We start from the raw sequence: 14881 nt of genomic DNA on the forward strand, positions 1-14881 counted from the left end.
GCCCCCGTTCCCTCCAGTGCCCTCGCTCTGTACGGAACCTGCCGGGGCCGCGGCACCCGCCTGGTGAGCTGCGGACGCGTCGCCGTTCTGCCCGCCGCACGCCGTCAGCAGGGCGCCCGCCGCGGCCAGAGCCGCCGTGGCCGTCGCGATCCTGGCCGGCCGGGCGAGACCGCGCCGCGCGCGCCGCGGCGCCCTGCCCCCACCGGCGACCTCCCGCCCGTCCTGCCCGGTCACGATGTTCTGTTCCCCTGCCATGGCCGCCGTCAACTCCCTGGTCCGCCGCTGTCCCCCGCTTCTGGGCTGTACACGGAGTTCGCTGGCGGGCCCGGCGAAAAGGTTCACGCGAACCCCCGCGTTTCTCCCCGTCCACCCCTCCGAGGGCAGCGCCGTCCGCGACGGTCTGCGGGCGGCGCCGTCAGCACCACCCGCGGGCAGCGCCGTCCGCAACCGCCTGCGAGCGGCGGGCGGCGCGCTTCCGGCCCGGCAGGGGACCGTCAGTCCGCTCTCGGCTGGGTGCGTCGGGCGTAGGCGCGGGCGGCGCGAGCGCGGTCGCCGCAGCGGGTGGAGCACCAGTGGCGGCGACCGCGGCGCAGCAGGTAGCGGTTGCAGGGGGCGGAACCGCAGCCGGTGAGGCGGTCGGCGTCGGGGCCGGTGAGGAGGTCGGCCGCGTTGGCCGCGAGGGTTGCGAGAGCGCGGTCGAGGATCTCGTTGGTGGGGCACGGTGCCGCCCGGTAAGGACCGGTCTTCTCGTCCCAGTACAGCAGGGCGGCCGTGGGAGCTCTGCTCAGTGCACCGTTGACGGCGGACAGAGCCGCGGGCAGGGCGGGCAGCCCGGCGACGTGAGCGGCGAACAGGGACCTGAGGTGTTCACGCAGAGAGCGCAGCTGCGTCGCGCACATCTCCTGAACCCCGGCGTCATCCGGCGCAAGGCCGTGTTGGGTGAGCCATCGGTTCGTGTCCTCGGGGGTGCCGAGGAGATCGATGAAGTGCCCTCCGGGGAGCGCGATGGCGCTGTTGACGAAATCGAGGGCGACGTTCTCCTCCGCCCCGGGGGCAGGTGGCAGGGACTCGGCGGCCGGACTCTCCTCCATGTATCTCATGGTAAGGCTTGCGCTCATCCGTGATACCTCGCTAGCTTTCCTCACGGATCAACAACCCTGCATCCGTGAGGTATTGATGACTGGCACCCCTCTGTCCACTGAACAGATCCCCATCCGCGTCGTCGGGGGCCCGACCGCCTTCTTCGAACTCGGCGGCCTGCGATTCCTGACCGACCCGACGTTCGACGCACCCCGCGACTACCAGGTGCCCGGCGGCCGGCTGACCAAGACGGCACCTTCCTCCACCACCCCGGCCCACCTCGGCCGGATCGACGTCGTCCTGCTCTCCCACGACGAGCACCCCGACAACCTCGACGACACCGGCAGAGCACTGCTCGCGGACGTCCCGCTGACCCTGACCACACCCGGCGGCGGGCGACGCCTGGGGGACGGGGCCAAGGGGTTGGCCGACTGGGAGTCGGTCACGCTGGAGCGCCCGGGCGGCGGCACGGTCACCGTCACCGGCGTGCCCGCCCTCCACGGGCCGGGGGCACGGGAGGAAGTCGAACCGATCACCGGCCAGGTCGTCGGATTCGTCCTGACCGGGGAGGGCCTGCCCACGGTCTACGTCAGTGGCGACAACGCCTCGCTCGACCTGGTCGAGGAGATCGCCGAACGGTTCGGCCCGGTGGACACCGCCCTCCTGTTCGCCGGGGCTCCCCGCATCCCCGTCCTCTTCGACGGCGCGCTGATCGTCCTCGACAGCACACAGGCCGCCGACGCCGCCCGGATACTCGGCGCCCGCCGGGTGGTTCCCGTCCACCACGACAGTTGGGCGCACTTCACCGAGGGCCGAGCGGAACTGGTCGCCGCCTTCACCGAGGCCGGGCTCCTCGCCCACCTGGACTTCTGTGACCAGGGCTGACCCCACAGCCGGAGAGGACGAGAACCTCCCGCGGACGCGGACGCGGGAGGGGACGGGGACGCGAAGGTCGACACCGACCCCGGCCCGTGCGCTGGCGCCGGCTTCGAAACCGACGCGGACGCAGGCCCACGCGCAGGCGCAGGCCCACGCGCAGGCGCAAGCGGAAGCGCAGGCACACGTACGGGGGCAGGCGCAGCGCCGGGTCCTCTTCGTCCTGGTCGCCGCTCAGGCCCTCAGCGGCGTCGGGCTGGCGGCGGGTGTGACAGTCGGCGCCCTGCTCGCGCAAGACATGCTCGGCTCCACCGGCCTTGCCGGTCTGCTCAGTGCCCTGTCCATCGCCGGTTCGGCACTGGCGGCCGTCGCCGTCGGGCGGATCTCGCAAGCGCGCGGCCGTCGCCCGGGGCTCTCCAGCGGTTACCTGGCCGGTGCCCTCGGCAGCGCGGGCGTCATCGTCGCTGCCCTCGCCGACAGCACCGTGCTGCTGTTCGCCGCGATGTTCGTCTACGGCGCCGGTACGGCCACGAACCTGCTGGCCCGCTACGCCGGCGCCGACCTGGCAGCTCCCGAACACCGCGCCCGCGCCTTGTCCGCCGTGCTGGTCGCCACCGCCGTGGGCGGCGTGGTCGGCCCCAGCCTCGCCGCGCCCGCCGGCGACCTCGCTCAGGCCCTCGGCCTCCCGCGCCTGACCGGGCTGTTCCTTCTCTCAGGCGCCGCCTACGCGGCAGCCGCACTGGTGCTGGCCATCTGGCTGCGTCCCGACCCGCTGCTGCTGGCCCGCGCGCTGGCAGCGAAGCGTCCCGCCGCGGCGTACGCACGGCCAGCCGAAGGCGGGGACAGAGAAGGGGACGGAGACGGACAAGGGGCCGAGAACGGAGACGGAGAAGGGGACGGGGACGGGGACGGACAAGGGGTCGGGGGCGGCGCCGGCGCTCCGGCGCGACCGCCGGTCCGGCGATACCGCTCCGGCGTACTGGTGGGCACGCTGGTCATGGCCCTCACCCAGGTGGTCATGGTCGCGATCATGACGATGACGCCGATCCACCTGCACGAGCACGGCCACAGTTCCGCCGCCTCCGGTCTTGTCATCGCCCTCCACGTCGGCGCGATGTATCTGCCGGCGCCCCTGTCCGGATGGCTCGTCGACCGGTACGGCCGGCTCACGGGCGCTGTCGCCGCCTCGCTGGTCCTGCTGGCCGCCGGAGCCGTTGCCGCCGGTGCCCCCGGCGGTTCGGTCGCCATGTTCGCGGTGGCCCTGGCGTTGCTGGGGGTGGGCTGGAGCCTCGGTCTCGTCAGCGGCACCGCGCTCATCACCGACGCCGTCCCGCCGGCCACCCGCGCCAAGACCCAGGGTTCGGTCGATGTCTTCCTCGCCCTCGCGGGCGCCACGGGCGGCATGGCCTCGGGCGTGGTCGTCGCAGGCGCCGGCTACCCCGTCCTGGCCACCGCCGGCGGCGTCGTGGCGCTGGCCATCGTGCCAACGGTCCTCGCCACAGCCCGCAGTACTCGTCACAGCCCGCAGTAGCTGAACCGCCGCCCGGTCCATCGCCACGACGCAGCCCTCCCGCGCCGCAAACCCGTCCGCGCCGCAAACCCGGACGCGCCGCGAACCCGGCCACGCCCAGCCATGCCGAGCCGAGCCCGGAAACGGCGGAACCCCCGCTGACCTCGGTCAACGGGGGTTCCGACCCCGAGGGGCCCGGTAGGCCGTGTGGGACTCGAACCCACAACCAATGGATTAAAAGTCCTGGTCAGAACATCCCGACCGGTGACGGGTACGTCCGCGAGATCCTTCCGCACCAGGTCAGGCGCGGCGCGGAAGTCGATCACTGACGTGTCGTCCGGACGGCTCGCGGCGCGTCCGCTCACGCATCGCTCACGCACGGGAAGGCCATGACCGACGACTTTGCGGGACAGCACTGACTCCGGAGCGGGCGGGACTTGAATCTCCAACCGCTTCGTCCTAAATGGTGATGTCGCAGCGATTCTGTCGATGCGCTATCGAGTGCTCGCGTAAATCGACGCAGCCAACCCAGCGAGCCCGAAGACAGCCCCGAACAGGCGTACGTTCCATGTGACGGGGTGGGTGATTGCTCGCTGAGCCACGGGCCAGTGCCGATGCAGGAAGAAGAACGCTACATCCATCCAGACTGCGACAAACCACGCGAGCACGGCATAGGGCGTAGCCGCATGAGCGAGGTCCGCGAGGCCAGGGAGGGGCCCCTCGGACATACAGAACATCGCCCACACCATGATCGGACACATAGTCCAGACTGCTGTGGCTCCTGCCCAGATTTGCGAAGACACTGACCTTTGGGACGTACTCGGCGTTCGAGGAGGTGTGATCAGGTGTTGATCCCCACCGATCGCCGCCGGCCCGACGATCACGCTGTCGCGAATCACCAGGCCAGCGTCAAAGTTCCGGCTCATGATCCACCTCCCATGTTGACGATCTGAGTGCCCCCGAACTGGGCCGGACCTACGATCTTGTTTCCGTAGATGTTCATGTGGGGCTCTTGCGCCCGGCACGCATCCTGTAGCTCTCGCAATAGATCACTGTCGACTGCTTCAAGCCGCTGTACGAATACCTGTACCGCACTGCTGACCACCGCAGGATCTTCCCCGCGCAGACGATCGAGTTCTTCAATCCGAGGGCTCTCGCTGCCTCGTATGCGGCTCAAGGTCTCACTCAGCCGCGGACGCATCGCCGCGTACGTATCGCTGATCAGCAGGCCAGTAAGCGTCGCAGTGACGCTCTCAGCCACGAATCCCCAGCCCGACATGGCCCCCCCCTGTCGTCTCGAATGGAACTAACCGTAAGGAGACGTACGCGCTGTGTCAGGGATCCCGGGGAACATCACTCCCAAGTACCGCGTGCTCGTGTGCGATCTACGCTCCGACCGGCTGCTCGACGTGCTGCCGCTGCAAGAGGTCACCGTCGAGGACTTCATCGGCAAGGCCGGATCACTTCAAGGCACCGTATCCATCCCCAACTGCGGTATAGCCGACCGCGCTGCTCGCAGAGGCGAAGGTGCCAGAGTCTGTGATTAACGCCGAGGACGTCGTGTTGGGCTCACGAGACCTTCGCCCCGAATGAGGGTCGAGCGCGCTCGGGGAACAGTTCAACCAGGCCCCGCACCGCAGAACACCGCCGCCGAGCGGGTAGGCGCCGCTCCCCCCGTGATTGGCGCAGCGAACGCCGCAGAAGTCTGCTGCGGAAGCTGAACCGGGCGCTCAGCCGACCCACTATCGCCATCGTCGAGGAGGGGGACAGATACAGCTCTCCTGACGCCAGTAGTCAGGGGGACCTGCCCACGGAACGGCACTGATAGTTAGGGACGCGGTCCGAATAGAAGCTGCGCGAGACGTTGCTGTACCTCTGGACGAGCGAGCGCGTTGCCGGTGCTGAAGAACGCGAGATCACCTGAGTCACTGATGAGCTGCGGTGCGAAGTATTCGAGTTCAGGATGCTTCCGCATCACAGGGCACGTCGGTTCGTGCGGCAGTCGGTGGCCTCCTCGTCCGGCGGACGAAGCGCAACTCCCAGTGGCGCCTCGTCGGCGTGCGCCTTCAGGTGGCGGAGTCACCCACCCTTCGCCTTCGCAGTCCTGACAGATGCTGTCCCTCGCTGGGCAGCTACAAGCATCAGTGGTTTCGGCGACCCGTGACTTCATCAGGGGACGGTAGCCAACCCGCGTCGTCGGCGGTGGCCGATCCGGAGAACAGCGACGGCGATGGACCGGCATCTCCATCCGTCTCAGGGCCCAAGTCCGGGCCCTGCTCTCGACCACGGATACGCATACCCGGACCCGGGCACGGGCACAACGTTCTCTTGCTGGCTCCGTCAGCGGCGTACCACTTGCCGCCCGCTACCGATCAGCCGCCGAGATGGCTTCGAAGATGTCGGCGTCGGTTTCCTTCTGCCAGTCCGGGAGGTTGGGCCAGTCGGCGACGTAGGCGGGCTTGGGGTCGCCGAAGTGCTTGTACATCTGGGCCGTCCAGCAGGTCGCGACGAAGCGGCCCTTCTGCTCGCGGGTGAGGCGCTTGGCGGTGCCGGCGCTCAGGTCGAGGAAGTGGCGCACCTGCTCGTAGACGGCACCGGCTGCTTCGCGTTCCCAGTCCGGAGTGTCTTCCCAGGGCGTGACATAGCTGGCCTTGGGTTCGCCCGGGTAGTGCTTGTTGACTCCCGCGATCCAGGTCTCCCGGAACAGGCGGGCGCCCTCGGTGTCCGTCATGCCTACCCCTCTCGTCATGTCGCGTGCAGGGTGCCGATGTCGGCAGCCAGGTCGGCTACGCGGCGGTCGTGGCCGTAGGAGCGCAGATCGTCCCGTAGCGTCTGGAGTCTACGGGCGACGTAGCCCGAGCCCGATTGCCGCGCGAGGGCGAGGGCCTCGCGGCCGTGGGTGACGACCTGTTCCGCGTCGTGGCGTTTGGCGCCGATCAGTGCGAGGTCGACCAGGACGGAGCCTCGGCGGCGGTAGGAGGTTCCCTTGGCCAAGGCGGTGGAGTCGAGGGCGCTCTTGAGTGCCTTCTCGGCGAGATCGAGTCGGCCGAGTTGGACGAAGCGTGCTCCGCGTTCTTCGGGGAGGCGGGAGCCGTCGAAGCGGAGCCATCCGCCGTTGTGGACGGGGCCGGGGAGGTCGGTGACCTTCTGGGCCTCGTCGAGGGCACGCTGGCAGGCGTCCAGGTCACCGAGATTCGCGTGGGCCTCGGCCTGGACGGAGGCGGCCCAGTAGCGGGTGGACAGGGCGGGGTCGCCGCGCGTGGCGATGGTGCGGGCGACGTCCAGGGTCTCGGTGGCTTCCGTGAACTGCCGCTCGGACATGTCCACGTAGGCGTGGCGTACGAGCGCGCAGGCCCACAGGTCGAAGGCGTGCGCGCTGTCGCTTGCGGATGCGGCCATGGAGTAGGCCGCAGCGGCGTCCGTGTAGCGGTTGCTGTCGAAGGCCAGCTCGCCGTAGAGCTGGAAGAGGTCTCCGGCGGCTTCGCACATCACGCCGGCCCGCCTTGATGAACTGGTCTTCAGGGCGTCGGCGAGCGCGTCGAGCTGGTCCTGGACGATGCTGCGGACGGAACGCTTCGAGCGGGCCAGTTGGTAGACCTGCCAGAGGTGTTCGTTCATGCGGCGGTAGTCGTCGGCCGAGCCGCGCTCGACGGCTTCCGCTATGTCGTCGGCTGCCTCGGGGCCCAGGGCGGTCAGGGCTCCGGTCACCGTGAGCAGGCGCAGAAACTTGCGTCGGATCATTTCGTCGGATTCACCTGGGCCGTGAACGGGACGGGGTAGGGGCTGTGCTTGCTGCGCGTGGTGGGCTGCTGGTGGTGGGTCCAGCATGCGGCCGAGTTCGGTGATGTCCAGGCGCAGGAGTTCGGCGATCTTCGGCCGCAGGACGCATTCGGGCGTCGTCTTGCCGCGTTCCCAGCGACAGACCGTTGTGCGGTCGACGCCGAGCGCATGGGCGAATTTCTCCTGACTGTAGCCCATGGCTTTACGTCGTTCGGACAACCGCATGGTGCTCTCCCTCCCCGCCTGACCGGGGCTATACCCGCTGTGCGCCCCGTGCATCAGAGGTGCATCAAGACTGCCGCACAGATGCCGTGGCTCGCAGCGATCTCCGGCGGTTGGCTGGAGTCCTGAAAGTCGGACCGGCTCCCGCGACCACCCCCTGCGTGAGGGGAGGCCGCTCTGGTCGAACGACCGATCCCGGAGGGACGACCTGTGACCATGACGGCGGCAAGAGCGACGTCGATCGGCGCGCCCGGATACAGCCAGACGTTTCCGTCCGTGCCGGAGTCCGCGGGCCTCGCCCGGGACCTGGTGGCCACGGCGCTACGCGTGTGGCGCCTCGAATCGCTCCTGAACGAGGCCACCTTGGTCGCGACCGAACTGGTCGCGAACGCGGTGCAGCACGGCTCAGGCCGCTACTTGGTCTTCAGCGTCGAGTGGCCCGCGCAGTATCGATTGCGCATTCGCGTGACGGACCAGTCCCACGTCCGGCCCGTGCTGCAGTCTCCGAGCGAGGAGGGAACGAGGGGCAGAGGGCTGCTCCTGGTCGCCGCAGTCGCAGCCGAGTGGGGCACCGATGTGCACACGAGCGGCAAGACCGTGTGGGCGGACCTGGCGGACGAGGCGGGTACGTGATGACTTGCCACCGACGACCTCGCCACTTCGCTCTCTTAGGCCGACACGAGCCGGTGGAACACGTCCCCGACAGCCCGCCGGTGGAACGCCGGACGCCAGGACAAGCATGCGATCACGAGGTCCCTGCCTTCGGCGAAGTCGCGGTAGAGGCCACCGACGACGCGACCCTTCGTCGCTTCCTGGAGGCGATGCGCCGCTGGCAGGCCGAGGAGCAGGACAAGCCACTGGCCGTGACGCCCGAGACCGTTCGCCGGACCGTCGAGTACGTGCTCAGCCGGCACTTCGACTGCGCGAACGAGGTCGACCTGCGGCCGACCACCGACGCCCTTCACGCCTACCTGGATGTTATGGCGAACGCCGCCGAAGCCGAGCTGGACACCGGGCGGATCGTGGTCGCGGAGATGGTTGCCAGGGCCAGAGCCGCGGCGGGCGAAGAACCCCAACCGCCCCTGTCCGCAGCGCGGCAAACGGCCCGGACGACGCGGGACCTGCTGTCGCTCCTGGAACGAGTGGGCTGGCCGGGCACGGGGGTGACAACGCCATGACCCCGTCTGCGGCCTCCTTCGCACTGGGGCCGGGCCGTGTGCCCAGGTACGCGAAGCACCCGCGCACCGGTCGCTCCGTGCGTGTCCCGTACGTGGCCATGTGGGACAGCGAGAAGACAGTCGCCGAGGCGACACTGGCCGTCGCTCTCACGCCCGAGCCTCCCAGGCTGGTCTACCAGGGGCGGGAGCTTCCCTCTGATCGTGACGGGTTCGGGGCGCTGTGGGCGCGGTCCACGCACTCGTCCGGAGTCGGCCGACCCGACTTCGCCTCCATGCACCCAGGGCGGCAGTACGAGTGCATGGAGGCGATGAAGTGCCAGGTATGCGGCGGCCCGGCAGACCGCAACAAGGACGGGTGGCTCTTCTTCGACTGGCGCAACGAGCTGGACCCGCCCTCGTGGCCGGAGGACGCGCTGACCGCGATGCCGCCGCTGTGCGCGAAGGACGCACGGCTGTCGCTGGCCGTGTGCCCCAAGAGCAGCGCCTTCACCGTGCTGCGGGTGAGGGCGCCCCGGCTGTGGGGAGTGGGCGGGGTCAGCTACCGCCTCACCGTCGACGGCTGGCGGCTCAACCACGGCGACACCGACGTCTGGCTGCCCAAAGACGACCCGGGCCTGCACTCGATGCTCGCCTCCAAGCTGATCCGCGAACTCCGCGAGGTCACCCCCGTCAACCCGCGCGATCTGCGTACCGCTCCCTGAAGGACAAGACCTTGGCTGCTATCCGGAAGCTTCGGCGCTCATTGACTCGCTGGTGGAGCCCAAGACGGCAAGCGAGCGTGCCGCGCCCGTTCGTCGTGCCGGTGGAGGACCGGTTGAACGAGTGGCTGCTCGATCCCGCACTCCTGCCAGACTCCGCTACCCGATCCCGCACGAGAGGAAGTTGGCACCCTATGCACGTCGTCGAGTACGAGGCCAAGGCCCTGGAGATCGACCCGGAGGAGATGGCCGCGCGCATCAAGTCCGCGGGCGGCACCTTCCACGGCGAGCGACTGATGCGTCGCTACGTCTACGACCCCATCCCCCCAAGGGAAGGCCGCTGGGTACGGCTGCGCGACGCGGGCGGCGCGGTCACGCTGTGCGTCAAGACGATCAGCTCGGACGCGATCGACGGCACCCAGGAGACCGAGACCAGCGTCGGCTCCTTCGAGGACACCCACGCCCTCCTGGGCCTCATGGGGCTGACCCACCGCTCGTACCAGGAGAACCGCCGCAGCTCCTGGCTGCTGGACGGCGTGCGGCTGGAGATCGACACCTGGCCCCGCATTCCCCCGTACCTGGAGATCGAGGGCGACGACGAGGAACAGGTCTGGCAGGCCGCCGAACGCCTCGGAATCCCCAGATCCGAGCTGACCAGCGAGAACACCCAGAAGATCTACGCCCGCTACGACATCGACCTCGACACCATCACCGACCTGCGCTTCTGACCCCACCCCCACACCCAGCCGACCGGGGCACCCCTCTGCCCCGGTCGGGCACGGAAGGCGGAACGATGCCCGACCCACACGACGACGTACCGGTCACGGTCGTTCCCGACCGCACCCTCCGCGTAAAGATCATCGACGCGTGCGGACTGGCCTGCACCTTCTGCCACAACGAAGGCACCCCCGTCGCCACCGACAACACCGGCCGCCCACCCGACGCCTTCACCGGCGCCCCCGGCCGCTCCGGCAGGGTCTCCATCTACCTGACCACCAACGGCGCCGACTTCCTCCCCCAACGCATCCCGGCGGACTCGGACTTCGCGCTCGCCCTGGCCGCCGTCCGCGGCAGCCTCCCCATCAACGAGGTCCACTTCACCGGCGGCGAACCCACCCTCCACCCGGACTTACCTGATCTCGTCCGCATCGCGAGGCGGCTCGACCTGACCGTCGGGCTGACGTCCAACGGCGAGAACGGCGCGGCCGTGCTGCCCGAGTGCGCCGAGGCGGGGCTGGACCGCATCAACCTGTCCGTCTTCGGCACCACGCCCGACGAACTCGCCGCCGTCCAAGCACCCCGCCTCGCCTCACCCCGCCTGGCCGCCCGCAAGCTCGACGCCCTCGCGGACACCATCGAGACCGCCTGCCGGCACGGCGTGAAGGTCTCGGCCAACATCGTCATCCCCGACCACCAGCACGTCGAACGAGTCCTGCGCATCGTCGAGCAGCACGGCCGCGACGTGATCGTGCGGATGCTGGTGAACCTGGAGGACGACGGCGCCTCCCTCGCCGCCATGCGCGAGGTCATCCACCACCTGGGCGCCGTGCCCGACCTGCGCATCCTCACTGCGGGCGCCTCCGACCAGCGCACCCGCTACCGTCTCCCGGACGGCCGCATCCTCTATGCCAAGAGCATCCGCCCCGTCCGCCTCCCCGAGACTTGCACCGGCTGCCGCTTCAACAACGACCGCGACTGCCAAGAGGGCTACTACGGCGTGCGCATGTACCGTGCCAAAAACGGCCCCTTCATGATCGGCATCTGCATCCAGCGCATGGACCTCTGCCTCCCCCTCGGCGAATTCGTCATGAGCCGGCGCTGCACCGAAGTCCGCAACTTCCGCGACGACGAAACCGCCCGCCTCACCGCCCTCCACAGCACCCCTGGTCGGGAGCCACACCGAAGCTGAGCACGCCTTTCGCCTGGGCCCCAGCGCGGGCGACCTGTACGTCAGGCACCGGATCCGACACCCGAGCCGTTTGACTTCAGACGGCAAATACACCGGGCGTCCAGCCCGGATGTTCGACCTGAGGCAGGCGACGGGGTGGAGTCGTTCCGGAAGCAGACGGGACCGGCCGCGCGCCAGGCGGTCCGCCGCATCCTACGGGCCGCGCTGAACTCGGCCATCGCCCGGCAGCTCATCACGTTCAACCCGGCCGCCCACGTCGAGCTGGGGTCCGACAAGCGGCCAAGCCTTTCTCCGGACGGCGAGCGCGTCCGGCGGCGGCGCGAGACGGGCGAGATCCCCGGCTCGGTCATGGTCTGGGCGCCCGCCCAATTCGGCGCCATTCTCGACGCAGCCGAGGGCGACCGTCTATACGCCCTCTTCCACCTGATGAGTACGCGAGGGCTGCGGCGCGGCGAGGCGGTGGGCCAGGAGCTACATCCGCATGGAACTCGCACGTCGACTTGCGAACGAAACGAGCACTGGAGGCCCGCCTTTCGGCTGGGGTACCTTCCATCGCAGCAATGGAAGGCGCACATCGCGCAAGGTCACTCAGACCGCTGTTGACCTTACAGCGTTCCTGGTCACGCCCTTCGTCGCGCTCGTCGCCCCCCGGTCCAACAGCGCAGGCAACGCCCTACTGATCACTGCATCGGCGTTGGAAGCAGCCATGCTGATTGCTCTGGGCGTCCAGTCCCTACGCGACGCCAAGAGGTAGCTACCCGAAGGGTGCCTCAACGCCACTGCTTCGACAGCCAGCCGATCAGATGCTCATGCAGGAGCCCCGCAACGACGAAGCGTCCGGGTCCACCGGAGTGGACCCGGACGCGAAGTAGCAGGTCAGAAGGCTAGACCCTCCCTGCAACCGGTAGGCCGTGTGGGACTCGAACCCACAACCAATGGATTAAAAGTCCACTGCTCTGCCAATTGAGCTAACGGCCCGCACCGAGCAGCATAGCCCGGCCGTCCGGCGCGGTTCGAAGGCATTCCCCGTTACGTGCCTTCGGACCGCGCTCGAAGTGCCTGTGGCAGGCGTCAGCGGGCCGGGAGCCGTCAGCTGTTGCGCTTCCAGCGGGGCTTGTCGGCACGGCGGTCCGGGGTACGCGGGCCACCGCGGCCGGGGCCGTGGGAAGTGGAGCGGTTGTCGCCACCGCGGCCGTGCGGACGACGCTCGTCGCGGTTGTCACGGCGGTAGGGGCGGTCGCCGCCCCGGAAGCCGTCACGGCGGAAGGCGCGGTCGCCACCGTCTCGGCGGTAGCCGCCGCGGGCGCCGTCACGGTCGTCCCTGCCACCGTCCCTGCGGTCACGGTCACGGTCGCGGTCACGGTCGCGGTCGCGGTTGCCGTACGGGCGCTCGTCGCGGCCCCTGTCCCGGTCGCGGTCACGGTCGCGGCGGAAGCCGCCACGGTCGGTCCCACGGTCGTAGGAACGCCGGTCGCCGCGCTCGCGGTCACCGTCGCGGCCGTAGGGACGGTCGCCACGGTCGCGGTTGCCGTACGAGCGGTCTCCGCGCTCACGGTCGCGGTCACGGTTCTTGCGGTCGTACGAGGGGCGGCCACCGCGGTCCCCGCGCTCGCCCCGGTCGCGGTCGCGCTCGGCGCGCTCCCGCTCGCGGCGCTCCGCCTCGGCCTTCGCCTGGCGTGCGGCCTCCGCCCGGGCCTCTTCGGCGGCCTGCGCGGCCTCCGTCTCGGCGGCAGCCGCGACGGCGGCATCCGGGTCCTCGCCGCGCTCGCGGGCGGCCCGCGCGATCAGCAGCGTGGCCTCCTCGCGCAGCTCGGCCGCGCGCTGCTGGAGCTTCTCCAGCTGGCGGTTGAGCTTCCTGGCCTCCCGCTCGGCCTGGCGGGCGGTGTTGACGGCCGACTCGGCCTGGACCTCCGTGAGGGAGCGGGCGCCGACGATGCGGGCCACTTCCTCGTCGAAGACGTCACCGCGGCCGATGAGGTGCCGGGAGGCCTCCACTCCGGCGTCCTCCATGAGCCGGAAGATCTGCCGGCGCTGGTGGGGCAGGGCGAGGGAGACGACCGTCCCCGACTCGCCGGCCCGCGCGGTGCGGCCCGAGCGGTGCAGGTAGTCCTTGTGGTCACCCGCCGGGTCGACGTTGAGAACGAGGTCGATGCCGTCGACGTGGATACCGCGGGCCGCGACGTCCGTGGCGACGAGCGTGTTGACCTTGCCGTCCTTGAAGTCCGCCAGCGTGCGGGTGCGGGCGCCCTGCGTCATGCCGCCGTGCAGCGCGTCGGCACGCACCCCGACCTCACACAGCTGTTCGGCCACCCGGTCGGCGCCGAGCTGCGTACGAACGAAGACGATCGTGCGGCCCTTGCGGGCGGCGATGGCGGCCGTCACCGGCGCCTTGTCGCGCGGCTTCACGATGAGCACGTGGTGCGTCATCGTCGTCACCGCGCCCTGCGCCGCGTCCACCTCGTGGGAGACGGGGTCGACGAGGTAGCGACGCACCAGGGAGTCGATCTCCTTCTCCATGGTGGCGGAGAACAGCATCCGCTGGCCGCCCTCGGGGACGAGATCGAGAATCTCGGTCACCTCGGGCAGGAAGCCCAGGTCGGCCATCTGGTCGGCCTCGTCGAGGATGGCCGTCTCGACGTCGTCCAGTGAGCAGGACCCTCGGTTGATCAGGTCCCGCAGCCGGCCGGGCGTGGCGACGAGGATGTCGACGCCCCGCTCCAGCGCGGAGATCTGGTTGGCCATCGACGTGCCACCGCACACCACCTTCAGCCTGAGGCCGAGCGTGTCGCCGTACGGCTGGAGTGCGTCGGAGACCTGCATCGCCAGCTCACGGGTCGGCGTGAGGATGACACCACGGGGGCGCTTGCGCTCGGTACGGCCGCCCGTCAGGCGGGCCAGCAGCGGCAGCCCGAAGGAGAGCGTCTTGCCCGAGCCGGTACGGCCCCGGCCCAGCACGTCCATGCCGGCGAGCGCGTCCGGGATGGTGGCGGCCTGGATCGGGAACGGGGCGGTCACACCGTTCTGGGCGAGCTTGCGGACGACGGCCTCGGGCAGCCCGAGGTCGGCGAACGTGAGAGTGGGCTCGGCCGCCGCTTCGGCGGCCTCGGTCACCGCTTCGGCGGCCTCGGTCACCGCTTCGGCGGCCTCGGTCACCACCTCCGCGCCGTCGACCGCCGTCTCCACGGTTGCGGTCGCTTCGGCCGCCTCCACGGTTGCGGTCGCTTCGGCCGCCTCCACGGTCGCGGCCGTCCCTACGGTGCCTTCCGCCGCGTCGTCCGCGTGGGCGGGCTCGACGGCGTCATGGGTGGTTACAGACATGCGAAATGAGAACCTTCCGGAGTCACTGGCACGCGCCCATAACTCCGTGAATTCGCAAGGAACCGCCTCGATGCGGTCAGCCACGGCAGGGAGAGAACGCGCCACACGGCGCGCTGTGAAATGGCGCCGGGCAAATGGGATCAAACGATCTACCAGCATACGCGGCCGATACGCCGCGGTGCAAACGGGCGTCGGAACGCCCGTTTGCACCGCGCTTGTCGGCGCCGCCCGGAGGGTGCCGGTCTCGCCCCCGGCCTCTCGGGACCCGGCCCCACCCCCCACCCGGCCTCAGGCCGGGTGGGGCCGGGTC

At 69.9% G+C, this 14881-nt stretch carries 12 protein-coding genes, 1 tRNA gene and 2 pseudogenes; 9 read left to right on the forward strand and 6 right to left on the reverse strand.

Going from position 1 to position 14881, the window contains the following annotated elements; translation table 11 throughout:
- Positions 1-255: pseudogene (locus AB8Z75_RS19320) on the reverse strand (hypothetical protein); the annotation flags it as partial.
- A gap of 239 nt (positions 256-494) precedes the next feature.
- On the reverse strand, positions 495-1091 hold the full coding sequence (locus AB8Z75_RS19325) for an ABATE domain-containing protein (RefSeq protein WP_369203640.1): 597 nt from the start codon (positions 1089-1091) through the stop codon (positions 495-497).
- Positions 1092-1176: 85 nt separating this feature from the next.
- Between AB8Z75_RS19325 and AB8Z75_RS19330 the strand changes: the two genes are divergently transcribed.
- The 3 genes from AB8Z75_RS19330 (at position 1177) to AB8Z75_RS19340 (ending at position 5013) form a co-directional block, all read left to right on the forward strand.
- On the forward strand, positions 1177-1965 hold the full coding sequence (locus AB8Z75_RS19330) for an MBL fold metallo-hydrolase (protein ID WP_369203642.1): 789 nt from the start codon (positions 1177-1179) through the stop codon (positions 1963-1965).
- Positions 1966-2179: 214 nt separating this feature from the next.
- Positions 2180-3487 (forward strand): MFS transporter, encoded by a 1308-nt coding sequence (locus tag AB8Z75_RS19335; protein WP_369203662.1) that lies wholly within the window; start codon positions 2180-2182, stop codon positions 3485-3487.
- A 1310-nt stretch (positions 3488-4797) separates the two neighbouring features.
- Positions 4798-5013 carry a hypothetical protein gene (locus AB8Z75_RS19340; RefSeq protein WP_369203644.1) on the forward strand — a complete coding sequence of 72 codons (216 nt, stop codon included), beginning with the start codon at positions 4798-4800 and terminating at the stop codon, positions 5011-5013.
- Between the two features lie 818 nt (positions 5014-5831).
- On the opposite strand, the gene AB8Z75_RS19345 is transcribed toward AB8Z75_RS19340, so the two are convergent.
- Both AB8Z75_RS19345 and AB8Z75_RS19350 read right to left on the reverse strand, forming a co-directional pair.
- Positions 5832-6197: a hypothetical protein gene (locus AB8Z75_RS19345; RefSeq protein ID WP_369203646.1), complete on the reverse strand. Its 366-nt coding sequence runs from the start codon at positions 6195-6197 to the stop codon at positions 5832-5834.
- A 14-nt stretch (positions 6198-6211) separates the two neighbouring features.
- Positions 6212-7471, reverse strand: coding sequence for a helix-turn-helix transcriptional regulator (locus AB8Z75_RS19350; RefSeq protein WP_369203648.1), 1260 nt, complete (start codon positions 7469-7471; stop codon positions 6212-6214).
- A 213-nt stretch (positions 7472-7684) separates the two neighbouring features.
- Here AB8Z75_RS19350 and AB8Z75_RS19355 point away from each other — a divergent pair, with 213 nt between their 5' ends.
- The 6 genes and pseudogenes from AB8Z75_RS19355 to AB8Z75_RS19380 form a co-directional block, all read left to right on the forward strand.
- On the forward strand, positions 7685-8101 hold the full coding sequence (locus AB8Z75_RS19355) for an ATP-binding protein (protein WP_369203650.1): 417 nt from the start codon (positions 7685-7687) through the stop codon (positions 8099-8101).
- An 80-nt stretch (positions 8102-8181) separates the two neighbouring features.
- Positions 8182-8646 carry a DUF6415 family natural product biosynthesis protein gene (locus AB8Z75_RS19360; protein WP_369203652.1) on the forward strand — a complete coding sequence of 155 codons (465 nt, stop codon included), beginning with the start codon at positions 8182-8184 and terminating at the stop codon, positions 8644-8646.
- Positions 8643-9347, forward strand: a complete 705-nt coding sequence (locus AB8Z75_RS19365; RefSeq protein WP_369203654.1) for a hypothetical protein — start codon at positions 8643-8645, stop codon at positions 9345-9347. The genes AB8Z75_RS19360 and AB8Z75_RS19365 overlap by 4 nt, the downstream gene beginning before the upstream one ends.
- A gap of 191 nt (positions 9348-9538) precedes the next feature.
- Complete coding sequence (locus tag AB8Z75_RS19370; protein ID WP_369203656.1) at positions 9539-10072, forward strand: class IV adenylate cyclase; 534 nt, start codon at positions 9539-9541, stop codon at positions 10070-10072.
- A 65-nt stretch (positions 10073-10137) separates the two neighbouring features.
- Positions 10138-11253, forward strand: coding sequence for a radical SAM protein (locus tag AB8Z75_RS19375; protein WP_369203658.1), 1116 nt, complete (start codon positions 10138-10140; stop codon positions 11251-11253).
- A gap of 144 nt (positions 11254-11397) precedes the next feature.
- Positions 11398-11724 (forward strand): annotated as a pseudogene (locus tag AB8Z75_RS19380) (site-specific integrase); the annotation flags it as partial.
- Positions 11725-12158: 434 nt separating this feature from the next.
- Here AB8Z75_RS19380 and AB8Z75_RS19385 read toward each other — a convergent pair.
- Together AB8Z75_RS19385 and AB8Z75_RS19390 are read right to left on the reverse strand one after the other, a co-directional pair.
- Positions 12159-12231, reverse strand: a tRNA-Lys gene (locus AB8Z75_RS19385).
- A 111-nt stretch (positions 12232-12342) separates the two neighbouring features.
- Positions 12343-14571 (reverse strand): DEAD/DEAH box helicase, encoded by a 2229-nt coding sequence (locus AB8Z75_RS19390; protein ID WP_369203660.1) that lies wholly within the window; start codon positions 14569-14571, stop codon positions 12343-12345.
- Positions 14572-14881 lie beyond the last annotated feature (310 nt).

It is taken from the genome of Streptomyces sp. PU-14G (assembly GCF_041028275.1).
Classification (GTDB): Bacteria; Actinomycetota; Actinomycetes; order Streptomycetales; family Streptomycetaceae; genus Streptomyces.